At 71.9% G+C, this 21,628-nt stretch carries 27 protein-coding genes and 1 tRNA gene; 16 read left to right on the forward strand and 12 right to left on the reverse strand.

Going from position 1 to position 21,628, the window contains the following annotated elements; translation table 11 throughout:
• The first annotated feature begins 22 nt into the window (after positions 1-22).
• Positions 23-325, forward strand: a complete 303-nt coding sequence (locus AB0950_RS28695; RefSeq protein ID WP_360154416.1) for a hypothetical protein — start codon at positions 23-25, stop codon at positions 323-325.
• Between the two features lie 15 nt (positions 326-340).
• Here AB0950_RS28695 and AB0950_RS28700 read toward each other — a convergent pair whose 3' ends face one another.
• From AB0950_RS28700 to AB0950_RS28710, 3 genes are all read right to left on the reverse strand, one after another.
• Entirely contained in the window at positions 341-838 is a 498-nt protein-coding gene (locus AB0950_RS28700) for a phosphoribosyltransferase (protein WP_360154419.1), read from the reverse strand.
• Positions 839-851: 13 nt separating this feature from the next.
• Complete coding sequence (dcd, locus tag AB0950_RS28705; RefSeq protein WP_360154422.1) at positions 852-1,427, reverse strand: dCTP deaminase; 576 nt, start codon at positions 1,425-1,427, stop codon at positions 852-854.
• A 185-nt stretch (positions 1,428-1,612) separates the two neighbouring features.
• Positions 1,613-1,771 (reverse strand): hypothetical protein, encoded by a 159-nt coding sequence (locus AB0950_RS28710; protein WP_330338750.1) that lies wholly within the window; start codon positions 1,769-1,771, stop codon positions 1,613-1,615.
• A 281-nt stretch (positions 1,772-2,052) separates the two neighbouring features.
• Here AB0950_RS28710 and AB0950_RS28715 point away from each other — a divergent pair.
• A tRNA-Gly gene (locus AB0950_RS28715) sits at positions 2,053-2,126 on the forward strand.
• Between the two features lie 252 nt (positions 2,127-2,378).
• On the forward strand, positions 2,379-3,146 hold the full coding sequence (locus AB0950_RS28720) for an alpha/beta hydrolase (RefSeq protein WP_360571757.1): 768 nt from the start codon (positions 2,379-2,381) through the stop codon (positions 3,144-3,146).
• A 180-nt stretch (positions 3,147-3,326) separates the two neighbouring features.
• Here the strand turns inward: AB0950_RS28720 and AB0950_RS28725 are convergent, their stop codons facing one another.
• Positions 3,327-3,935 carry a TetR/AcrR family transcriptional regulator gene (locus tag AB0950_RS28725; RefSeq protein WP_366779718.1) on the reverse strand — a complete coding sequence of 203 codons (609 nt, stop codon included), beginning with the start codon at positions 3,933-3,935 and terminating at the stop codon, positions 3,327-3,329.
• Between the two features lie 146 nt (positions 3,936-4,081).
• Here AB0950_RS28725 and AB0950_RS28730 point away from each other — a divergent pair, with 146 nt between their 5' ends.
• Both AB0950_RS28730 and AB0950_RS28735 read left to right on the forward strand, forming a co-directional pair.
• Positions 4,082-4,540, forward strand: coding sequence for a cupin domain-containing protein (locus AB0950_RS28730; protein ID WP_360154432.1), 459 nt, complete (start codon positions 4,082-4,084; stop codon positions 4,538-4,540).
• A gap of 49 nt (positions 4,541-4,589) precedes the next feature.
• Complete coding sequence (locus tag AB0950_RS28735) at positions 4,590-5,408, forward strand: alpha/beta hydrolase (RefSeq protein WP_366779706.1); 819 nt, start codon at positions 4,590-4,592, stop codon at positions 5,406-5,408.
• Positions 5,409-5,422: 14 nt separating this feature from the next.
• On the opposite strand, the gene AB0950_RS28740 is transcribed toward AB0950_RS28735, so the two are convergent.
• Both AB0950_RS28740 and AB0950_RS28745 read right to left on the reverse strand, forming a co-directional pair.
• Positions 5,423-5,554 carry a hypothetical protein gene (locus AB0950_RS28740; protein ID WP_360154438.1) on the reverse strand — a complete coding sequence of 44 codons (132 nt, stop codon included), beginning with the start codon at positions 5,552-5,554 and terminating at the stop codon, positions 5,423-5,425.
• 56 nt (positions 5,555-5,610) lie between these two features.
• Positions 5,611-6,333, reverse strand: coding sequence for a DUF4232 domain-containing protein (locus AB0950_RS28745; protein WP_366779707.1), 723 nt, complete (start codon positions 6,331-6,333; stop codon positions 5,611-5,613).
• Positions 6,334-6,518: 185 nt separating this feature from the next.
• Between AB0950_RS28745 and AB0950_RS28750 the strand changes: the two genes are divergently transcribed.
• The 3 genes from AB0950_RS28750 (at position 6,519) to AB0950_RS28760 (ending at position 8,566) form a co-directional block, all read left to right on the forward strand.
• Positions 6,519-7,886 (forward strand): helix-turn-helix transcriptional regulator, encoded by a 1,368-nt coding sequence (locus tag AB0950_RS28750; protein WP_366779708.1) that lies wholly within the window; start codon positions 6,519-6,521, stop codon positions 7,884-7,886.
• A gap of 134 nt (positions 7,887-8,020) precedes the next feature.
• Entirely contained in the window at positions 8,021-8,242 is a 222-nt protein-coding gene (locus AB0950_RS28755) for a hypothetical protein (protein ID WP_360154447.1), read from the forward strand.
• A gap of 72 nt (positions 8,243-8,314) precedes the next feature.
• A complete protein-coding gene (locus tag AB0950_RS28760) occupies positions 8,315-8,566 on the forward strand; it encodes a hypothetical protein (protein WP_360154450.1) in 252 nt (83 codons plus the stop codon).
• On the opposite strand, the gene AB0950_RS28765 is transcribed toward AB0950_RS28760, so the two are convergent.
• Entirely contained in the window at positions 8,511-9,179 is a 669-nt protein-coding gene (locus tag AB0950_RS28765; protein ID WP_360571747.1) for a hypothetical protein, read from the reverse strand. The two genes, AB0950_RS28760 and AB0950_RS28765, sit on opposite strands and share 56 nt — an antisense overlap.
• Positions 9,180-9,513: 334 nt before the next feature.
• On the opposite strand from AB0950_RS28765, the gene AB0950_RS28770 reads away from it, so the two are divergent.
• The 6 genes from AB0950_RS28770 (at position 9,514) to AB0950_RS28795 (ending at position 13,554) form a co-directional block, all read left to right on the forward strand.
• A complete protein-coding gene (locus AB0950_RS28770) occupies positions 9,514-9,810 on the forward strand; it encodes a hypothetical protein (RefSeq protein ID WP_360154456.1) in 297 nt (98 codons plus the stop codon).
• A gap of 161 nt (positions 9,811-9,971) precedes the next feature.
• Positions 9,972-10,472 (forward strand): DUF5994 family protein, encoded by a 501-nt coding sequence (locus tag AB0950_RS28775; RefSeq protein WP_366779710.1) that lies wholly within the window; start codon positions 9,972-9,974, stop codon positions 10,470-10,472.
• A gap of 252 nt (positions 10,473-10,724) precedes the next feature.
• Positions 10,725-10,931 (forward strand): cold-shock protein, encoded by a 207-nt coding sequence (locus AB0950_RS28780; protein WP_360154462.1) that lies wholly within the window; start codon positions 10,725-10,727, stop codon positions 10,929-10,931.
• Positions 10,932-11,181: 250 nt separating this feature from the next.
• Complete coding sequence (locus AB0950_RS28785; RefSeq protein WP_360154465.1) at positions 11,182-12,690, forward strand: DEAD/DEAH box helicase; 1,509 nt, start codon at positions 11,182-11,184, stop codon at positions 12,688-12,690.
• A 149-nt stretch (positions 12,691-12,839) separates the two neighbouring features.
• Positions 12,840-13,175 carry a hypothetical protein gene (locus tag AB0950_RS28790; RefSeq protein WP_360154554.1) on the forward strand — a complete coding sequence of 112 codons (336 nt, stop codon included), beginning with the start codon at positions 12,840-12,842 and terminating at the stop codon, positions 13,173-13,175.
• A 91-nt stretch (positions 13,176-13,266) separates the two neighbouring features.
• The gene (locus AB0950_RS28795; protein ID WP_360154468.1) at positions 13,267-13,554 is read left to right on the forward strand and encodes an SCO5918 family protein; all 288 of its coding nucleotides are present in this window, start codon (positions 13,267-13,269) and stop codon (positions 13,552-13,554) included.
• A gap of 249 nt (positions 13,555-13,803) precedes the next feature.
• On the opposite strand, the gene AB0950_RS28800 is transcribed toward AB0950_RS28795, so the two are convergent.
• Together AB0950_RS28800 and AB0950_RS28805 are read right to left on the reverse strand one after the other, a co-directional pair.
• On the reverse strand, positions 13,804-15,108 hold the full coding sequence (locus tag AB0950_RS28800) for an MFS transporter (protein WP_366779711.1): 1,305 nt from the start codon (positions 15,106-15,108) through the stop codon (positions 13,804-13,806).
• 359 nt (positions 15,109-15,467) lie between these two features.
• Positions 15,468-16,346: a universal stress protein gene (locus AB0950_RS28805; RefSeq protein ID WP_360154474.1), complete on the reverse strand. Its 879-nt coding sequence runs from the start codon at positions 16,344-16,346 to the stop codon at positions 15,468-15,470.
• 285 nt (positions 16,347-16,631) lie between these two features.
• Here AB0950_RS28805 and AB0950_RS28810 point away from each other — a divergent pair, with 285 nt between their 5' ends.
• A complete protein-coding gene (locus AB0950_RS28810) occupies positions 16,632-16,970 on the forward strand; it encodes a MerR family transcriptional regulator (RefSeq protein ID WP_360154477.1) in 339 nt (112 codons plus the stop codon).
• Positions 16,971-17,211: 241 nt separating this feature from the next.
• Entirely contained in the window at positions 17,212-17,415 is a 204-nt protein-coding gene (locus tag AB0950_RS28815; protein WP_007383480.1) for a cold-shock protein, read from the forward strand.
• A gap of 90 nt (positions 17,416-17,505) precedes the next feature.
• Here the strand turns inward: AB0950_RS28815 and AB0950_RS28820 are convergent, their stop codons facing one another.
• The 3 genes from AB0950_RS28820 to AB0950_RS28830 form a co-directional block, all read right to left on the reverse strand.
• Positions 17,506-19,206: a SpoIIE family protein phosphatase gene (locus AB0950_RS28820; protein WP_360154486.1), complete on the reverse strand. Its 1,701-nt coding sequence runs from the start codon at positions 19,204-19,206 to the stop codon at positions 17,506-17,508.
• A 192-nt stretch (positions 19,207-19,398) separates the two neighbouring features.
• On the reverse strand, positions 19,399-20,094 hold the full coding sequence (locus tag AB0950_RS28825) for a GAF and ANTAR domain-containing protein (RefSeq protein ID WP_360154489.1): 696 nt from the start codon (positions 20,092-20,094) through the stop codon (positions 19,399-19,401).
• Between the two features lie 186 nt (positions 20,095-20,280).
• Positions 20,281-21,498 (reverse strand): peptidase S8, encoded by a 1,218-nt coding sequence (locus AB0950_RS28830; protein ID WP_366779712.1) that lies wholly within the window; start codon positions 21,496-21,498, stop codon positions 20,281-20,283.
• Between the last annotated feature and the right edge of the window lie 130 nt (positions 21,499-21,628).

Here is a 21,628-nt window from a genome sequence, read left to right on the forward strand (position 1 = left end):
AGCAACCTCACGGGTGATGAGCATGCAGAAAGCAGCCTCACGGATCGCCGGTCTCGCCGCCGCGGCCTCCTGCTGCCTGGCCCTCGGCGCCTGGGCCGCGCCGACGGGTGCCTGGGCAGCGCCCGCGAAGTCGGCAGCTCAGTGTTATGCGACACAGCGCGACCCGACCACGATCGTGTGCTACCGGACGTCGTGGAAGGCCGAGTTCAGGCATGGCGACATGGTCTACGTCCCCCGCCTCATCCAGGTGCCCACGCCGTCACCTCCACCGCCTGTGACGACCGTCGACAGCCTGGACGACATCCGCCCGACCGGCACCAAGTGACCGCGCCCGGCGCCCTCAGGCGTCGAGCACCTGCCCGGCGCGCTTGACCACGGGCGGCTCGACGCTCCACGGGAAGTTGATCCAGTCGTCGGTACGCTTCCAGACGTACTCGCACTTCACGAGGGAGTGGGACTTCTCATAGACCACCGCGGAGCGCACCTCGGCGACGGTGTCGAGGCAGAAGTCGCGGACGAGCTTGAGCGTCTTGCCGGTGTCGGCGACGTCGTCGGTGATCAGGACCTTCTTGTCGGAGAAGTCGATCACGTTGGGGACGGGCGCCAGCATGACCGGCATTTCGAGGGTGGTCCCCACCCCGGTGTAGAACTCCACGTTCACCAGGTGGATGTTCTTGCAGTCCAGGGCGTAGGCGAGCCCGCCCGCGACGAAGACCCCGCCCCGGGCGATGCTGAGCACGAGGTCGGGCTCGTACCCGTCGTCGGCGATCGTCTGTGCCAGCTCCCGGATGGCGACGCCGAACGCCTCGTAGGTCAGGTTCTCCCGCACTTCACTCATGTCGCTGTGGCCCTCACACCTGGGTCCGATGGAAATTGACGTAGGACCGCGAGGCGGTCGGCCCGCGCTGCCCCTGGTACCGGGAGCCGTAGCGCTCGCTGCCGTACGGGAACTCGGCGGGCGAGCTGAGCCGGAACATGCACAGCTGCCCGATCTTCATCCCCGGCCAGAGCTTGATCGGGAGGGTGGCGAGGTTGGACAGCTCGAGCGTGACGTGCCCGCTGAAGCCGGGGTCGATGAACCCGGCGGTGGAGTGCGTGACGAGCCCGAGCCGCCCGAGCGAGGACTTGCCCTCCAGCCGCGAGGCGAGGTCGTCCGGCAACGTGATGACCTCGTACGTCGAGGCGAGCACGAACTCCCCGGGGTGCAGGATGAACGGCTCGTCCCCCTCCGGCTCGACCAGCCGGGTCAGATCGGGCTGCTCGACCGAGGGGTCGATGTGCGGGTACCGGTGGTTCTCGAACACCCGGAAGTAACGGTCCAGCCGGACATCGATGCTCGACGGCTGCACCATGGAATCGTCGTAGGGATCGATCCGTACCCGCCCGGCGTCGATCTCGGCCCGGATGTCCTTGTCTGAGAGAAGCACGTAGCGAGGATACGCAAGGCGCGCGCAGCCGTGACAATCGTGACGACTCCGCGCGCCCGGTGACGGCTCGCGCCGTCGAACAACGGCAGCCTGCGCCACCGCTTCCTACGGTCCCGTCCCCTCTCGCCTCTTACTGCCACCGCATCTGCCGCCGGCGTCTTCCGCCACGGCTACGGCGTCCTCGGCTAGCGCTTCTCCAGGGCGACCGGCACCACGCTGCGGAGCCGGGCGCACCGGGGACACCTCATGAGCCGGCCGGGGCCGAGCCGGTCGGCCTGCTGCATCGGGAACGAAGCGGTGCTGAAGACGTGCCCGTCCGCGCAACGGACGACAGTGCGTTCCATCAAGTCCCTCAAGTCCCTTCCCCAAGAGCCTCGTCGGGCTTACGACCCTGACGACAAAAGCCACATTACGGGATCAAAGAGACGACTCTCCAGGCGGCGCTCCGGCCTCCCCCGAGCCCTCCGCGAGGCCTCCACGGTACGCCCCAACTCCGCCCGCCCGCAGCCGGATCCCACCCCGGAAAACGACGCAGACCCCCGGGCTCTGGGCACCAGGGGTCTGCGATGATGTACAGTGAGCAAGGTCCGGACACCGGCTCCGCGAGGATCATGTCCGTACTTACGCGGGTGTAGTTTAATGGTAGAACATCAGCTTCCCAAGCTGAGAGCGCGAGTTCGATTCTCGTCACCCGCTCCATGACGAAGGCCTAGGTCAGAGACCTGGGCCTTTTTGCTGTGTGCGGAGCAGTGGTGATCACGTGGCGGGGAAAAGGCTTGAAGGGGTGATGATCAAGCTGCTAGCTTCCGGTTGCCCGTGACACCGCCCGAGGAGGTGAGACCCATGAACGCTGTATCGACGTGGGTGCTCCCCCTTCCCGTCACGGCCGGCGATTGACCTAGGTGTCGCCGGGAGCGCCTCGACAACAAGGCTCTCCCGAAAGGCAACACCATGCGCTCTTTTCAGTTCACCGCTGAGTCCTCGTCGAACGGCATCCTCGAACGCGACTTCACCATGGGTGACGTCCCCGGCGTCCTCTGGTCACCGGCCTCCCCCGCGTCGGATCGCGCGCCTCTGATTCTGATGGCCCACGGCGGCGGCAACCACAAGAAGCACCCTGCGATGGCGGGCCGTGCGCGGCTCCTGGTGACTGGCTGCGGCTTCCACGTCGCCGTCATCGACGCACCGGGTCACGGCGACCGGCCGCGCACGGCACACGACGAGGCGGAAATCGCCGAGCTGTTCCGGGCGCGGGCGGCGGGGGAGCCGGAAGGCCCGATCGTCGTGCGCTACAACGCCCACCTGGCCGAGCTCGCCGTGCCCGAGTACCAGGCGACCCTGGACGCCCTCCAGGAACTGCCGGAGATCGGCACCGATGGACCGGTCGGCTTCTGGGGCATCAACATGGGCACCGCGATCGGCATACCGTTCGTCGCGATCGACTCCAGGATCACCGCCGCGGTCTTCGGTCAGCACTGGCCCGACGCTCTGGCCGAGAAGGCGAAGAAGATCACCGTACCGATCGAGTTCGACATGCAGTGGGACGACGAGCACATCTCGCGTGAGGAGGGTCTCGCGCTGTTCGACGCCTTCTCCTCGAAGGAGAAGTCCTTGCACGTGAACTCGGGCAAGCACAAGGAACTGCCCCGGTTTGAGGCCGAGAGCGCGGTGCGGTTCTTCGCCCGGCACTTCGGCGGTGCGGCCACCGCGTCGGCCTGACATGGGCGGTCGTGGCGCCCGGTTGCCGGCCGGGCACCACGGCAACGGCGCCGGCCCAGGAGCACGTAAGCGGCGCAAGCAGCAGGTTCGGCCTTCGGCGTCCTTGCAGATGAAGTCCGGTGACCAGCCGCGGACCACCGCAGCCGGCGCCCAAGCTCCCGGCCCTTCGGCGGGCCCGGCTCATCCTCGCTGGATCGTCCGCTGTGCGGCTTCCGTCAGCGTCGTCGCCGTGCGTACCGCGCTGGCGATGGCGTCCTCGGGGTCGAGGCCGCACAGGTCGGTGAGGGAGAAGAGGGCTTCCGCGGAGACGACCACGGCGAGGTCCCGCTTGAGCTGGGCGAGGGCTTCCGGATCCGTCGCGCCCAGCGTGTCCTCCAGTGGGCGGAGAGCGAAGTCGATCAATCCGAAGCGCACACCGGGCCTGGCGGTCGCCGCCTCGGGGCGGGTGATGGTGGCCGCCATCATGGCGCGCACCGCTCCCTGCCGGAGGAGTACCCCGCGCAACAGGAACTCGCAGGCGAAGGCGACCCGTTCGACGGGGTCGGCGGAGTCCGCGACCGGCGCGAGCGCCTCGGCGGGGGGCGGCCAGGCGCCGGCCAGGGCCTCGCTGATCAGCGAGGGGAGGTCGGGGAAGTAGCGGTAGGCGGTGGCCTCGGAGACCAGGGCCGCGCGCGCGATCGCGGGCATGGTCACCTCGCCGCCCGTGCCGATGAGTCCGCGGGCGGCTTCGAGGATCGCCGTACGCGTGCGCTTCTTCTGGTTACTGCGGCCGGTGGCCGACTGCGTCATCGCCACGGGTGCGTCTCCTTTCGTGTCCGCCCATCCGCCATCACCTTATCAGTGGCCGCTCTCGTTATGAGAGTCCACTTGCATGACGAGACCTGGTCCCTCTAATCTCCGTTCGTGAGAGTTGACTCTCACGAGAGGAGATGGCGATGACCGAGGCTTCCGTGGTCGGTCCCGGCGACGGCGAGACGATCCGTCTGGGCCCGGCGCAGATCCGCATTCTTGAGGACGGCAGCACCACCGGGCACCGTCTCGGCATGGCCGAGATCACCCTCGCCCCGCACACCGAAGGGCCCCCGCAGCACCGCCACGCCCAGCACGACGAGGGCTTCTACGTCGTCTCCGGCACCGTGCACTTCACCGTCGGCGAGACGACCCACGTCGCGCCGGCCGGCACCCTCGCGATGATCCCGCCCGGCGCCCCGCACACCTTCGCCAACCTCGGCGACGAGCCGGCGGTGATGCTCAACACGTTCACGCCCGACCTGTACGTGCAGTACTTCCGCGACCTGCGGGACATGGTCGCCGGCGGCCAGGAGCTGACCCCCCAGGCGACCGCCCGGGTGATGGGCCGGTACGCCACCGTGCCGGCGACCGACTACGCGTGACGGCCCCTGCCAGCAACCCCCGCCGTCAGACCCTGACTTGGAGACTTCCATGACGACCACCGCCCGTACGATCACCCTCGCCCTCGACGCCGGTGACGTCGACCTGAGCTTCACCGTCGACGAGCGGGGCAAGGGGCATCCCTTTCTGCTTCTGCACGGCGGCGGTGGTCCGCAGACCGTCACGGGGTTCGCCGGGCTCCTGGCCGAGCAGCGGCCGGCGCGGGTCATCACCCCCGTCCACCCCGGCTTCGGCGGCACCGCCCGGCCCGACTGGCTGACCGACGTGCCCACGCTCGCCCAGGTCTACGTACGACTGCTGGACGAACTCGGCCTGGAGGACGTCACCGTCGTCGGCAATTCCATAGGCGGCTGGATCGCCGCCGAGATCGCCCTGCTCGGCAGTGACCGGATCAGCGGCGTCGTCCTCGTCAACGCCGCCGGCATTCACGTCCCCGGCCACCCGGTCGCTGATCCCTTCACCCTGACGCCCGCCGAGCTGTCCGCTCTCTCCTTCCACGACGTCGACAGGTTCCGCATCGACCCCAGCACGTTCTCCGACGCGCAGCGCGCCGCCGCGGCCGCCAACCGGGCCGCGCTGCAGGTCTATTCGGGCCCGCACGCCATGGCCGACCCCACGCTGCGCGAGCGCCTGGCCAAGGTCACGGTCCCCGTGCTCGTCGCGTGGGGCGAGAGCGACCAGGTCGTCGACATGGAGTACGGACGTGCGTACGCCACCGCCGTCCCCGGCGCGGAGTTCGAGATCCTTCCCCGCACCGGTCACATGCCCCAGATCGAGACTCCCGGGCAACTCCTCCCCGTGGTCTGGGACTTCGCCGACACCCACGCCACCCGTCGGGCCACCGACTGACGCGGGAGCCCTGTTCAGGTGGTGCGGTGACGCCGGCGGACTCCCGCCTGCTCTGCGAGGTGGCCTGTGCCGCCCAGGACGATCACCTGAAAGGCCGCGCGGGCGTAGGCGGTCACGAAGCGGGAGATTCTGCGGGTGTTGCGCATGGTGGGTCACCTGCCTGCTCGGATCCGGGGGCTGGTTCTTCAAGGGCGCTGAGCCGTCACCACTGGACGGCGTCGTCCATCGACTGCTGCCAGTACGTGACCTTGAGCGAGTCGTCGACGTAGACGCCCTTCGCGGGCAGCGCCGGGTGAGCGCCCGTGCCGACGCTCTCGTTGCCGGAACGGCCGCGGAAATAGACCGTCAGGGAGTTCACGGTGTGGCCGTTCGTGCCGCTGCCGTCCGTGGCGGACAGGTTCACGGAGGCGTAGCCGGACTCGCCCGGCGCGAGCGTGACGACTGCCTGCGGCTGCGAGGCCTCGATGACCGGAGGCACCGCCTGGGCCTCGCCGAAGCGGACGGCCGGGTAGCCGTAGAGGTAGCAGGGGGCGCTGCCGGTGTTGGTCACCGTGAGCAGCATGTGGTTCACCGGGCGGTTCAGCGGGGCCGCGACCGTCTTGGTGTTGGCCCCCTCGCAGGTGACCGGCTTGCCGGAGGGCACGCGCGGCTTCGACGCGGACGTGCCCGCGGCGGGCCGTGCCGTGCCGGTGGTGGGCCTGGCCTGCGGGGAGGAGGAGCCGGAGCCGGAAGAAGAGGTGGCGGAGGACGACGCGCCCGAAGAGGGCGTGGTGGACGGGGTGTTGGCGGTCGCGGTGGTCGGCGTCTGGGCGTCCGATGCATGGACGCCGGTTCCGTCCTCGCACGCGGTCAGGGAGAGCGCGGCGAGAACGACGGTCGCGGCGGCGGCGACGAGCCGGGTGCGGGAAGTGCGGAGGCTGGACATGCGGCTTACCCCTTCGGTGTTCGGGTGGGGATGGTGGTTGGATGACCGAAGCTTGTGAGGTGTTCCGTCCCGGCCGCCACGCACGGCGGGCAGTTGGGGACGCTGGAACACCGAAACGCGCTCTGACCAGGGGGAACGCAGTGCCCCTGGAACGCGCGGCTGGAACACGAGGGGACGGGGAACGGGTGTCGGGGACAACGGAGGCCGGGGGAACGGAGGCGTTCGCCCGGCTGCTGCGGGAGCTCAAGGACCGCTCGGGACTCAGCTACGGGGCGCTCGCCAAGCGCATGCACATGAGCACGTCGACGCTGCACCGCTACTGCAACGGCACGGCGGTGCCCGTCGAGTACGCACCGGTGGAGCGCCTCGCACGGGTCTGCCGGGCGACGCCGCAGGAGCTGGTGGAGCTGCACCGGCGCTGGATCCTGGCCGACGCGGCACGAGCACGGGGAAGCAGGGGGGCGGACAAGGGCGCGGGGACGGGTTCGGCTCAGGAAGCCGGCCCCGCCGGTTCCGTGGGTTCAGCCGGTTCGGCTGACGCTGTTGGTTCTGAGGATGCGCTTGACTCTGCAGAGAGCCATGACGACAACGGTGAGCCAGTTGTCGTCGACGTGCCGAGCGCGCCGGCGCCGCCGCGGCGTCCCCGCCGTCGCCGTACCGTACTGATCGCCTGCGTCGCGGCCGCCGCCGTGCTGGGAGCCGTGGTGTTCACCGTGCGCCCGGTGCTCGGTGGCGGGAACGACACGGGGGACCAGCAGGCGGCCGGTGCCACCGCCAGGGCCACCGGCACGGCGGACGCCGGGAAGGCGTCCCCCTCGCCGTCCCCGAGCGCGAAGGGGCACAAGCCGTCCGCATCGGCCTCCGCCTCCGCCACCGCGTCCGAGGGAGCCAAGTCCGGTACTTCACAGGGCGACGGGCAGGGCGGGGACCAGCGCGCCGACGGCGGGGCCACCGGTGCCGTACCGCTCACTGTCGGCACCCGGCCCTACGTCTACGACGACCCGTGCAGCCAGCACTTCCTCGTCAACAGCGAACCCGAGCAGGTCGGCCCGCCGGTGAACGAGCAGTACGCCCCGCGCTGGGCCGCCGCGTACGGGGCGGTGTCCTCGGGCGAACAGCGGGTCGCCCTCACCGTCCAGGGCACCGGCGAGGAGACCGTGATCCTGGAGGCGTTGCACGTGCGCGTCCTCTCCAAGGACGCGCCGCTCGCCTGGAACGACTACTCGATGGGCGTCGGCTGCGGCGGCGGTGTCGACACCAAGTCGTTCGACATCGACCTCGACAACGGCAGTCCCATGGTCACCGTCAAGAACGGCCAGCGCGATTTCCCGTACAAGGTCAGCGAGTCCGACCCGGAGGTCTTCTACGTCACCGCCCACACCAAGGCGCACGACGTGCGGTGGGACCTCACCCTGGACTGGTCCAGCGGCAGCCGCCACGGCACCGTCCACATCGACGACAACGGCACCCCGTTCCGCACCAGCGCCGACGTGAACCGCCCGGGCTACGACTACCCGCTGGGGAGCAGCGAGTGGATCAGACGGGACAGCTGACCGGATCCGCCTGCGGCCGATTTTCGCCGTGTCTCGTCGTGAAATGCCAGGTCAGCGGAGTGCCGAGGTGGCTGCCGTGTGGATCTGTGCCGACGGCCACACCAAACGGGACGCAGATGGGCTCATACTGAGTCATGACAAAGCCTGCTGCGCCCAAGCGTCACCTGCCCACGAGCCCCTTCAAGGCCCCGGTCACACCGGTTCCCAAGCACTTCGTCGTGGGCGACCAGGTCACGCACGACGTGTACGGCCTCGGCCGTGTGATCGGCATCGAGGACGGCGTCGCGGCGCTCGTGGATTTCGGCTCGGCGCAGATGCGGATCCTGAGCCCGTACGCGAAGATGACCAAGCTGTAGGACCGCTGTGTCCGGTCGCGACACACCCAGGCCCCTTCGGGGACCTGACACGAAAGAGAGTCCCTCATCGAAGTGACGTCACTGTTCTCCGCGCTGGAAGAGCAGCCCCGCTCCTCCGCCGCGGCATCGCCGCCCCCGGCGACCAATCCCTTCCAGGCCCCCGACTTCGTCCCCGAGTTCGGGTACGGCGAGACCTCGCCGTTCGAGGGCCCGGAGGAGTCCGGCTCGGGCATGCGTGCGGCGCAGGCCGAGGCGGCCCGGCGGGCGCTCACCCCTCCGGAGTCAGCACCAGAACGCGGAACAGGCCGGGCCCCGCGCCGGTGAAGATCTCGTCTCCGGCACTCCTCCAGCCCCAGGACCGCAACGCCTGAACGGCACCGTCGTCCCCGGCGTCCACCAGCGTGACGCCGAGCGCGGCGCGCTGACCGGCGAGCAGTCGCCGCTGCAGACGCCGGGCGAGGTTCCAGGACCGGTCCTGGTGCTCCCGGCACACGCGGGGCGGGACGACGATCCCGGAGACGACGAAGAGCGGCCCGGGGTCGGCGCGGCGGAGCAGACCGCCCCGAACGTGCCCGTCGAACCCCGCCCACCACGGACCGGCGCCGCCCGCGGGAAAGCCGTAGGCGCATCCGGTCAGGGCGGTGGTCTCGGCGATCAGCAGGGAGAATCCGGGCCGTCGTGCGTCGGCCGCGAGATGCCGCAGGAAGGCGGTGCGCGCCTGGTTCCACGCCCAGGGGCTGCCGCCGGAGGCCTGCGCGTACAGGTCGCCCAGTTCCCGCCGGCGGTCCTCGACCTGGCCACGGGTCAGCTCGTGCAGGCGTGTGCCCTCGGGGGGCGAGGCTCCCTGCTGGCGCTTCGGACGCCCCGGCGTGCGCCCGCGCCGCTTGCCCGGTACGGGGAGGTCCGCCGTCGTCGGGAGAAGTATGAGCGCGGTCATCGGACGCACCCTGCCCCGGGATCGGTCCAGGACCGGCCCCGCGTCGTCGGTCGCCGAGAGCGGCACCGGTGCCGGAGCCGGTGCACGGCATGCCCTCGGTACGTTCCACCGTACTCCGGGCCCGGCCCGCGACGGCGGCCCGGCACCCGCCGCCGACCGGCCCGTCCCACCACGGCGACCCGCAGGCCATCGCCTCACGCACGGCCGCCCTTGCCCGGCATACCCTTCAGACGAGGGCCACCGCTGAAACACGCCACGACCCCGCACCGTTGCCCGGCGTCCCGGGCAGGATCCGCGCGCCTGGTTGTCACCCGTCGCCTGCCAGGAGGTCCGTATGGAGCACGAGCCGTTGCCCGCCGAGGGCCACGCCGAGGTCCGTATCGTCGCCCCGACACCGGACGTGGCCCGGCGCGTCGCCGAAGTGCTGCGCCGCTGCTTCGCCTCGACCGAGCAGCGCAGTTACCCCGTCGGCCGGGGAGAGGGGACCCGGCTCCATCTCACCCTCGACACCGAGCGCGCCGCGGAACCCGCCCGGTCCTGGCTCGCCGCCAGCAAGCCGGCGCAGGGGGCACAGGCACACTCCGACGAGGTGCGGCCAGGGTCCGGAGCAGCCGGGGCGGAAGACCTGTGAGAGGACGGAGCCGGTACGGTCGTACGACCGACTCGCCCGCTTCCCTCCGATCAGGCGTAGCCTGACCGTACCGAGAGCATTTCGCGCAGCGCGACCGGCGGTGCCGTTCCCGGCGAGCGACGACACGGGCAGTCGCCCGGCGACTCCCGGAACGGACCGCGATGGAACTCAGCGGAACACCTGCCGAAAGCGCGCCGATGATGGACGCCCGCACGTACCACATGCCCCGGCCCCGCCTGGCCCTCGCCCCGGACGCCGGCCACGGCTCGCTGGACGGGGCCTGGTGGCCGCGCTGCGACGCGCTGGAACTCGAACTCCCTGCTCTGGTGGACGCGTTGGAGCCCGCGCCGGGTGCCGTGGTACGCGTCGTCGTGGACCTCTCCGCATGGCCCGACGCCCCGCACGCGGTCATCGCGCCGGGCCGCGTGATCGCCGTGGAACCGGCCGGGCCCGGGAGCGGGGCGCACGTCATCACGCTGGACTGGGGCAGCGTGGGCCGCTGGGTGCTCCTGGTCCTTCCGCCGGGTGAACCCGCAGGCACGACAGGCCGGTTGTTCGCCGCCGCCGGCCCCGGGAACCCGCTGACCGCCTCGCGGCTGTCGGCGCTCGCCGCACTCGCCGAGAGCGGGCGTCTGCGGGAGACGGCAGAGCAGGCGGAATGAGCGGCCCGGCACGGAAAATCTAGCTCCGCCGCGACAGAAATACCCACCGGAGCGGCACAGGAATTACCCGACACCCGCGACAACGCATCGCCGCGTCCATCCGGCCTGTGTTAGCGTGGTAGCAGTTGCAGTTTTGGTTGCCAGAGATTTTTTTCTTTGCAGAGCTTTCCGGATCCTTCCGGAGGGGTGATCATCGCGGCGACTCGGCTCCGCAGAGTGCGGGTCCGGCACTGCCCCCGAGGGAGATTCAGTATGGCATCTGGCACCGTGAAGTGGTTCAACGCGGAAAAGGGCTTCGGCTTCATCGAGCAGGACGGTGGCGGCGCTGACGTGTTCGCCCACTACTCGAACATCATCAGCAACGGTGGCTTCCGCGAGCTTCAGGAAGGCCAGAAGGTGAGCTACGACGTCACGCAGGGCCAGAAGGGCCCGCAGGCCGAGAACATCGTTCCCGCCTGACGCTGACGCGAAAATCGTCGCGAGCCGGTGGCTCGCGCATCATGTGGTCGGGGCCCGCACTCTAGGGGTGCGGGCCCCCACCCATTCACTCTGTTCGTTTTCCGAATTTCCCGGACCACGGACAACTGCGGGCCCAGCACAAAAAGGCCCGACTCTTCACTTTTTCTTCGGCTCATTCTTGCGAATCCGCATGCGGTCCTGCACCGCCGGACGGAATTCCTCGATACGCCGCATCGAGGAAGGTTCCTCCATGAACCGCACCCGCCGTACCGGCGGCACGTCCAATGGCTCCCGCGCGGACGGAAGGTCCGCGCGTTCGGCGGGCTCCGCTCCCGGCAGCCGTTTCCGTTCGCAAGGGGCGGGCCGCCAGGGCTCTCGTCCCGGCACCGGACGCACGTCCGGCCAGGGCGCACGCCCCGCCGCGCGCCGGCAGGAGTTCGCCCTGCCGGTCACCCTCACCGAGCCGCTGCCGGCGGCGCAGACGTTCGCCGAACTCGACATGCCCGCACGGCTGTCGGCCGCCCTCGGCGCCGAGGGCGTGACCGTGCCGTTCCCGATCCAGGCGGCCACCCTGCCGAACGCGCTGGCGGGCCGGGACGTCCTGGGCCGGGGCCGTACCGGCTCGGGCAAGACGCTCGCCTTCGGCCTGCCGGTGCTGGCGCGTCTGGACGGGCAGCGGGCCCAGCCCCGGCAGCCGCTCGCCCTCGTCCTGGTACCGACCCGGGAACTGGCCCAGCAGGTCACCGACGCGCTCGCCCCGTACGCCCGCGCCCTGCGCCTTCGGCTCGCCACCGTGGTGGGCGGCGTGTCGATCGGCCGCCAGGTGAACGTGCTGCGCGCCGGCGCGGAGGTCGTCGTCGCCACGCCCGGCCGCCTGCGGGACCTGATCGAGCGCGGAGCCTGCCTGCTGGACCAGGTCGCCGTCACCGTCCTCGACGAGGCCGACCAGATGGCCGACATGGGCTTCATGCCCCAGGTGACCGCGCTGCTCGACCAAGTCCCCGCCGGCGGCCAGCGGTTGCTGTTCTCGGCCACCCTGGACCGCAACATCGACCTCCTGGTACGCCGCTACCTGCACGACCCCGTCGTGCACTCGGTCGACCCGTCCGCCGGCGCGGTCACCACGATGGAGCACCACCTGCTGCACGTGCACGACGACGACAAGCACACCGCCGCGACGGAGATCGCCGCCCGCGAGGGACGCGTGCTGATGTTCCTGGACACCAAGCACGCGGCGGACCGGCTGGCCAAGCACCTGCTGTCCGTCGGGGTGCGCGCCGCGGCCCTGCACGGCGGCAAGTCCCAGCCGCAGCGCAACCGCACGCTCGCCCAGTTCAAGGACGGCCACGTCACGGTGCTGGTCGCCACCAACGTCGCCGCCCGCGGCATCCACGTCGACGGCCTCGACCTCGTCGTGAACGTCGACCCGCCCGGCGACCACAAGGACTACCTGCACCGCGGCGGCCGTACCGCGCGCGCCGGCGAGTCCGGCACGGTCGTCACGCTCGTGCTGCCGCACCAGCGGCGCGCGGTGGACCGCCTGATGGCCGACGCCGGCATCGCCGCGCGCACCGCCCGGATCCGCCCGGGCGAGGCCGAGCTGCAGCGCATCACCGGCGCCCGCACCCCCTCCGGCGTGCCCGTGGCCCTCGCCGTACCGGCCGAAGCTCGTCGCGAGGGCGCAGGGTCCGGGGGACGGCAGCGCAGGGGCCGGGCCGCCGCCGCTCGGTCCCGCCGGCCCGCGCGCAGGAACCCTTAGCCCGCACCCGGGGACGCGCCCTGCGGGCGGAACGAGCCGTCGCTCGTCCCGCCCGCCCCGACGACGAGGAGAAGCCCTTGACGCCGTTTCCGCCCCGAACCCAGCAGGCCGGCTGCGCCCACGGCACCGGTCTGACCGCCCGCGACGCCATGCACGCTCCCGGACCGCAGGTCGACGACCACATGGCGGTCGACGTGGCCCTGTCCGTGCTCATCGGCGCGCGCGTCCCGCACCTGCTCCTGCAGGACGAGGAAGGGCGGTGCGCGGGACTGGTCACCCGGGCGCAGCTCGCCGCGCACCGCGGCGGCTCGTGGTACAGCGACCGGACGCGGCTGCGGGACATCCCGCTCGACCGCGGACCGTTCACCCCGTCCGGGGCCGCGCTCGGCGAGGCGGAAGCCGCCATGCGGGGCCGGACCCTGGACGCGTCCCCCGTGATCGACGAGTACGGCTACGCCCTGGGCGTCCTCGCACTCGCCCCCTGACCGCCGTCCGTCCCGCTCCGTCCGCCCCGTCCGGCCGTCGTCGTGCGGTCGGCCTCTCCGGGGCGTCCTTCCCCACCCTGTGGAGGCATCCATGCGCTGTGTCATCGCCCGTTTCCCGTTCGACCTGACCAAAGGCGAGGTCGAACAGTCCATGAGCGGCGTCGCGCCCGAACCCGTCACCGGCGTGTCCGTGACCATCGGGCGTCGCCTGTACCCCGTGATGCAGGTCGGGGAAGTGGTCACCAGGCAGAACCGCCGGGACTTCACCGTGGCCGAAATGCGCCGGGCACTGACCCGGCTCGGCTTCACCTGCCACGAGGCGCCCCCGGTCGCCCCGGCCCCGAGCGCGCGAGCCGACGAGGACGCCCTCGGCTGGTGACGCTCCCGGCCGGAGACCTCTCGGGGACGCCCGCAGATGGTGCGTCGTCCGCGGGTTGGAACACCGGGGATGTGGCACCCGGCCGGTGGCGGGCCGGACACACGAACCGTGTCCCGTAGGGCCGACGGTTCGGCCATGAGCCGTGAGCCGCGCGAGGCCGGTACGGCCCGCTCCCCCGGTTGTCGCCGCGAGGCTGCCCGGCGGCAACCGGGCGCGTCAGCGCCGCCTGTTCCGCGCCCCTCCGAGCCGTCACGCGGAGGGGACCGGAGCCTGCGGCGGGGCGGGAAGGGTGCGTCCCAGGCGGGCCAGCGGGGACAGGGCCATCAGCGCCGGTGACAGCAGCATGCCCGCGGCTGCGAGCAGGAGGCTGGTGCGCGTTCCCCACTCGTCCGCGAGAACGCCGCCGAGCAGCGAGCCGAGCGGGGTCAGCCCCATGCCGACGAAGGTGATCGTCGCGGCCGCGCGGCCCTGCATCGCGTCCGGAGTGACGGTCTGCCGGACGGCCATGACCGTGACGTTCACCAGCTGGCCGAGGGCCCCGAAGACGAAGTCGACCGTGAGGAGCGCGGGAACCGTCACCGCACAGGCGCCGTGCAGCGCGGGCACGAACAGGAACACGCCGTCGCCGATTGCCGCCGCGGACACGAGTACGGCGCCGTGTCCCCAGCGGCTCGGCAGCCGGGCGGCCAGCAGCGAGCCCAGCAGCGCGCCGGGCCCCGTGGCCGCGAGTGCCAGCCCGACGGCGGCGCCCGACAGGTGCAGGTCCCGTGGCAGGAACAGCAGGTAGACGGTCATCACGGCCGCGAAGAAGAACTGGAAGGCCGCTGAGGCCAGGCACACCGTCCGCAGCAAGGTGTCGCGGGCGACGAAGCGGAGGCCCTCGTGGATCCGCCCCCGGATCCGCGGAGGACCTGCCGAGCGTTCCGGGACGGCTTCGCGGCGGCCGATCCGCCTGATCGACACGAACGACAGCGCGAAGCACACCGCGCTCACGGCGGCGGCGACCGGCGCCGACAGCACGGACACCAGCGCACCGCCGAGTGCGGGACCGCCGGTCTGCGCGGCGGACCTGCTGCCCTCGAGCGCGCTGTTGCCCCGCACCAGCTGGTCGCGCCCGACCAGCCGTACCAGGGACGCCTGGTAGGCCACGTCGAAGAACACGGACAGGGCCCCGGCGGCGAAGGCGACGGCGAGCAGCGCCGGCAGGCCGAGCCCGCCGAGGAGGCCGGCCACGGCGGCGGCGCCCAGTGCCAGGGCCCGGCCGGCGTCCGTCAGCACCATCAGCGTGCGGGTCCGCCACCGGTCCACCCACGCGCCGGCGAAGAGCGACAGCAGCAGGACCGGCGCCTGCCCCACCGCGCGCAGGACGCCCACCTCGCCCGCACCGGCGTGCAGTGTCAGGACGGCGAAGAGCGGCAGGACCACCAGGCTCGACTGTTCGCCGAGTTGGGAAGCGGTCTGGCCCAGCCAGAGACTGCGGAAGTCGCCGTCCCGCCACAGGCTCGGCGGAACGGGCCGACCGGAATCGGAGACGGCTGAGGAAGAGGACGGCACAGGGACCCCTCGGTTGAGCGAGGACGAGACCCGCCCACCGGCGCACGACCGGTGCGCCGGCCAGGCCGGGCAGCGGGAAAGGAAGGCTCGCTGTGCCGCGTATCAAGGGCAGCACGCGATGACGGGCCGCTCGCGGCCTCGAACGTCAACGCGTGCGCGGACGACCGACCATGTCTTCGCTCCTCGTGAGTCACTCGCTGCGCACACAGTAGTTCCCGCCCGGGAGGCGCGAAAGGCGCTCAAGCGTTCCCGCTCGGCGGGGCACGGAAGTGCTCAACGGGCGGGAGCGGTACGGCTGTTCGCGCCGGGTCACGCGTGGGGGCGGCTCAACCGGCCGCCCGCGCCCCGGAAAAGGAGCGTCAGTCCTGGCCGCGGACCACGGCGACGGGGCAGTGCGCGTGGTGCAGCAGGGCCTGGCTGACCGAGCCGAGCAGCAGGCCGGTGAAGCCGCCGCGCCCGCGGGCGCCGGCCACGACCAGCTGTGCGTCGCGGCTCGCCTCGATCAGGGCCGGGCGGATCCGGGAACACACCAGGCGCCGTTCCACCGCGACCTGGGGCCACCGCGCCTGCCACGGGGCGAGGGTCTCGTCCAGCAGCCGCCGCTCCTCCTCGCGGAGCGCCTCGACGTCGATCACCACGCTCAGCGGGTCGCCGCGCCCCTCGTGGGCCCGTTCGCTGCGGGTGTTCCACACGTGCAGGGCCAGCAGGCCCGCACCGCGCACCGACGCTTCGGCGAAGGCGAACTCGACCGCGCGTTCGCCCGCCGGGGAGCCGTCCACCGCCAGCAGCACGGGACCGGCCGGGTTCGCACGGCCGCGCACCACCAGCACCGGGCAACGGCCGTGGGCGGCCAGATGCACGGCGGTGGAACCGAGCAGCAGGCTGCCGAACGCGCCCAGTCCACGGCTGCCCACCACGACGAGCGAGGCGGAGCGCGACTCCCTCTCCAGCACCATCACCGGCTCGCCGGCGGTGGCCTCGCGTGTGATGTCCACCTGCGGTGCGATCTCGCGGGCCCGCTCTTCCGCCTCGGCCAGCGTGCCGTCCGCCAGCTCGCGCAGGCCCGCCGCGGCGGGACTCCACGGCGGGCCACCGGGCGGCGGGTGGATCGACGGCCATTCGAAGGCATGCACCAGCCGGAGCCCCACCCCGCTCAGCGCCGCCTCGCGTGCCGCCGTCTCGACCGCCTGCAGGCCGGCCGGTGAGCCGTCGACTCCCACCACTACCGGTTTGGCCATACCGCGCCTCCTCGCCGGGCCGGCCGTACGGCCGCCGCCGCGGCTCCCGTCCATCCTCCGCCAGGGCGTCGCGTGGCGCATCGGATGTCAGGCGCGGTGCGGGCACGGCGTCTGCTGCGGCGACGGCGTGGATGCCGGCCGGCGTGGAAATCTGTCACGGCGAGGCCACATCCGCGGACCCGGCGGCGTTAGGGTTGCCGGACGGGGCCGTGGGCCGCCGACTCCGCGCAGCGCGGGGGACGCGCCCGCCCGGGCCCCTCGCCGTGTCCCCGAAGTGAAGGTGTCATGCCCGCTGAGAACGCCACCGGCGCCGGCAATCTCGACGACGACGACTACCCCGCCTACACCATGGGGCGGGCGGCGGACGTCCTCGGCATCACCCCCGCCTTCCTGCGGGCCGTGGGCGACGCCGGGCTGATCACGCCGCTGCGTTCGGAGGGCGGCCACCGCCGGTACTCCCGCCGCCAGCTGCGCATCGCCGCCCGCGCCCGCGAACTGGTCGACCAGGGCACCCCCGTCGAGGCCGCGTGCCGCATCGTCTCGCTCGAGGACCAGCTCGAGGACGCCCATCGCCTGAACCACGACATCCGCCGGAAGCTGGACGGGCGCGACGCGGATATCTAGTCCAGCGAGTAGAGAATTGCGGGCTGCGGCGCGCGAGAATTATGACGCGCCGAAAAACGCGCCGGAAATCACACGGGCGCCGGGATCCGACCTGTGTTAGCGTGATAGCAGTTGCAGTTTTGGTTGCCGGAGAATTTTTTTCTTAGCAGAGCTTTCCGGATCCTTCCGGAGGGGTGATCATCGCGGCGACTCGGCTCCGTAAAGTGCGGAGTCCGGCACTGCCCCCCAAGGGAGATTCAATATGGCATCTGGCACCGTGAAGTGGTTCAACGCGGAAAAGGGCTTCGGCTTCATCGAGCAGGACGGCGGCGGCGCTGACGTGTTCGCCCACTACTCGAACATCGCCACGAGCGGCTTCCGCGAGCTTCAGGAAGGCCAGAAGGTGACCTTCGACGTCACGCAGGGCCAGAAGGGCCCGCAGGCCGAGAACATCGTTCCTGCCTGACGCTGACGCGGATCGTCGCGAGCCAGTGGTTCGCGCATCGTAGGGCTGGGGCCCGCACCCTCGAGGTGCGGGCCCCAGCTTTTTTTGTGTTCAGAACGGAATTCCCGACCGCGACGGCACGCGGAGGGCGAGGAGCGCGACGTCGTCCAGGCCGGGTGGCTCGGTGCGGCGCAGGAGCTGGTCGGTGAAGGACGGCAGGGGGCGGTGGGCGAGGGCGGCGGCGTGCTGGCGCAGCCGGTTCAGGCCCTCGTCGAGCGTGCGGCCGGGCGCTTCGATGAGACCGTCGGTGTAGAGCACGAGGGTGCAGCCCGGCGGCAGGACGACGGTGGCGTCCGGGCGCGGCGTGCGGAGCCCGGTGCCCAGCAGGATGCCGTGCCCGTCGGTGAGGTACTCGGCCAGGCCGTCCCGGGTGACCAGCAGCGGCGGCGGATGGCCGGCGTTCGTCCAGGACAGCTCCCACCGGCCGTCGTCGGCCCGGGCGATCCTGGCGAGGACGAGGGTGGCCATCGCGACGTCGGTGATGGACGTGATCGCCTCGTCGAGGCGTTCCACGATCCGGCTGGGAGGGTCCTGCTGGGCCCAGGCGTAGGCGCGCAGGATGTTGCGCAGCTGGGCCATGCCCGCGGCGGCCTCCAGGTCGTGGCCGAGGACGTCGCCGACGGCGAGCGCGGTGGCGCCGTCGGACAGGGTGAAGGCGTCGTACCAGTCGCCGCCGACCTGCGAGGCGTCGGGGGCGGGCAGGTAGCGGACGGCCATCTGCAGCCCGGGCACCGGCGGCATCTGGGGCAGCAGATGGTTCTGCATGGTCTCGGCGACGGCGCGCTGGCGCTGGAAGAGGCGGGCGTTGTCCAGGGCCAGGCCGGCGCGGCGCGCGATGTCCTCGATGAGCGGCAGGTCGGCGGAGGTGAAGCGGCCCGGCTGCTTGGCGCGGCCCAGCGTGAGGGCGCCCAGGACCTCACGGGTGCTGCGAATGGGGGCGATGGCCGCGGAGTGCATGCCGGTGGCCTCGAACAGGCGGTGCTGCTCGACCGCGATGCCGGAGTCCGGGGGGCCCTGGTAGGTCTCGGGCCCGGCCAGGGTGGAGGCGACGCCCCGCAGCGCCCGGGACAGGGGCATCGGGGACTCCTCCGGCACCGGCGGCATCGGCCCCTCGAGGTCCTCGTGGTGCGTCAGGGTGTCGCCGTCCGCCTGGACCACCGCGGCGCGCCACACCTCGTCGCGCTCGGTGATCAGGTCGATGACGACCCAGTCCGCGAGGCGCGGCACCACCAGGTCCACCAGCCGGCGCAGCGCCTCATCCGTCTCGAGGGTGGATGTCAGCCGGGTGGTGGTCTCGGCGAGCAGGGCGAGCCGCTCGTAGTCGGTCAGCGTGGCGGCGGGATGCTCCGGGACTTCCTCGGTGCCGGGCACCGGCCGGGGCGGGTGGAAGACGACGAGCGTGCCGGCGCGGTGGTCGCCGAGGTCGTACGGCGTGATCGTCCAGGAGACGCGCAGCGGGGAGCCGTCGCCGCGGGCGAAGTAGTCGCCGTCCCCGTGCGCCGGGGTGCCCGCGTGGAACGCCTGCCGCATGCTGCACCGCGTCGTGGGCAGTGGCTCGCCGTGTGGTCCGCGGTGCAGCAGGTCATGGGCGTCCTGCCCGACCAGCCCGGCGGCAGGGCGGTCCAGCAGCCGCTCGGCACAGCTGTTGACGGCCACGATGCGGCCCTGCTCGTCCGCGACGTAGGCGCCGGTCCCGATGGCCTCCAGCACCGGACCGAGCCGGCCGGGAGCCGTGTTCCCCGGTTCCGCCATGTCCTCGCCTCCTGGAGATCAAGACCGGCCGCCTTGCGCGCCGCTCGTGCGTACAGGTGTGTCCTGCGCGTCTTCCCTCCCCGTGTGCCCACTTGCCGGGGAGAGCCGGCCCCTCGGGCCGAGCTGTGCGGAATCGCGCATCCGCCGCCGGCCGGCCGGACCGGGCCGTGAGCCACCGCTGCCCGCGTCCGGCTACCTCTCCGGCGGGATCAGGGGCCCGCGGCGTACGCGCTGGGCGACGTCGCGGAGTTTGACGTTGTGGTGCTGGGACACCCGGCGCAGCACGTCGAAGGCGTCGTCCTCGCTCAGCCGGTGGCGTTCCATGAGGATGCCCATGGCCTCGCCTATGGCGTGCCGGGTCTCCAGGGCGTGGTTCAGCTGTTCCTCGGTGCTGGCACTGGCCAGGGCGACGGCGCAGTGGGACGCCAGCACCCAGCCGGCGGTCTCGCTCGCCTCGGTGAAGGCGCCGGGCCGCCGTGAGTACAGGTTCAGGGCGCCGAAGTCCTCGCCCCGGGCGTACAGCAGGAAGCCCATCACGCTGCCCACACCGAGCCGGCGCGCCGCCGGGGCGTACTTCGGCCACGCGGGCTCCGGCCGGGTCAGGTCCATGATCCGGTAGGCCCGCCCGGCGTCCGACCGCGCCGCGTCGAAGCAGGGGCCCTCCCGGAACCGCCCCTGGAGCCGGTCGGACTCGGCGGCCAGGTCGCCGCAGGCCGCGAGGGTCACCGCCGCCCGCTTGCGGAGGGTCAGCACACCGGCCGCCTCGCAGCCGTCGACGATCTCCACCGCCGCGGAGGCGATGCGGTCCAGCGTCGCCTGCACCGAGTCCTGCTCCAGCAGCTCGCGCGCGAGGACCGCAAGGCGTTCCGCGAACCTCTCCCAGTCCACCCACGCCACCCTTCTCCGTCCGGGCCGGTGGAAGTCAGATGCCCCGTCCCTACGAACCTAGTCGGACCGGAATGACGACGCAGGTCGTGCTGGCGTGAGCGATCAGCCGCCCCTGAAGGAGCCCATAAGCAAGGGAAGCCCCTGGCGGACTCGCCAGGGGCTTCCCCCGTCGCATGCCGGTGCGGCTCAGCCGGTGAACGCCGCCGTGCCGTTCGGGACGCCGAGGCCGGACGGGCCGTCGTACCCGGTGGTGCCGGTGCACAGGTACGACCCGCCGCAGCTGCCGTTGGAGCCGCTCGTCACGTCGTACAGCGCCGAGGTGTGCGCGTAGGGGAAGGACGACGGGTAGGAGCCGGCGGACGGGGCGCCGCCGAGCGCGTAGGTCGCCGCGATCAGCGGGGAGGAGGCGCTGGTGCCGCCGAAGACCATCCAGCCGGTGGCGGAGCGGTAGCTGTCGTACACCGCGACACCGGTGTTCGGGTCGGCGACCGCGGAGACGTCGGCCACCGTGCGGCTGGCGCAGCCGGTGTCCTTCTGCCAGCTCGGCTTGGCGTCGTCGGCGGAGCAGCCGGAGCCGGCGCCGCTCCACACGGTGTCCGTCCAGCCGCGCGCGTTCGACGCGGTCTTCAGGGACGTACCGCCCACGGCCGTCACGTACTTGGACGCCGCCGGGTACTCCACGCCGTAGCCGTTGTCACCGGAGGAGACGGTGATGGCGACGCCCGGGTGGTTGAAGTACGACGCGTCGTACGTCGCGTCGTTGGAGGACTCGGAGCCGCCGTAGCTGTTGGAGACGAACTTCGCGCCGAGGCGGACCGCGGTGTTCACGGCCGTGCCCAGGTTGGTCATGCTGGCCGAACTGGCCTCCACCAGCAGGACCTTGCAGTTCGGGCAGGCCGCGCTGACCATGTCGAGGTCGAGGGAGATCTCCTCGGCCCAGCCGGAGTCGCCGCGCGGATAGCGGGTGCCGCCGCTCTGGTCCACCTTCGTGAAGCAGCCGTTGGCCGTGGTGCAGGCCGACAGTCCGTACTGCGCACGGTAGGTGGCGAGGTCGGACTCGGCGTTCGGGTCGTCGTAGGCGTCGACGATGGCCACGGTCTGGCCCGAACCGCCGGTCGCCGAGGGCAGGTTGTACGCCGCCTGCAGCGAGGCGGGTCCGTAGCCGGAGGGGGCGGCGGCCGCCGTCAGGTCGCTCTCGGCGCGCGCCGACCGGGGGGTGCCCCCGGTGACCTGGAGGGCATTGCAGGCCATCTGGCCCTTCTTGGTCGGAACCGCGCAGGCGTGCGCGACGGTGACGCCGTGGGCCGATGAGGTGGCCCCTGCCGCCTGGCCGGCCGGGGCGGCCAGGGCGAGGGCTGCCGTGGCCAGGGTGGCGACGGCGGAGAGGGAAACGGTTCTGCGCAACGTACGTCCTCCACGAGTGGGTGAACCGGGAAGAGCTGTGGGGGGTGCGCGGCGGTACGACCCGGCGCAGGGTGTGCGCCGAGGTCGCGCAGAACGTACGGATGTCGGGCGCACGTCAACAAGATGAAGA

The organism is Streptomyces sp. NPDC007189, from assembly GCF_040703635.1.
GTDB lineage: Bacteria > Actinomycetota > Actinomycetes > Streptomycetales > Streptomycetaceae > Streptomyces.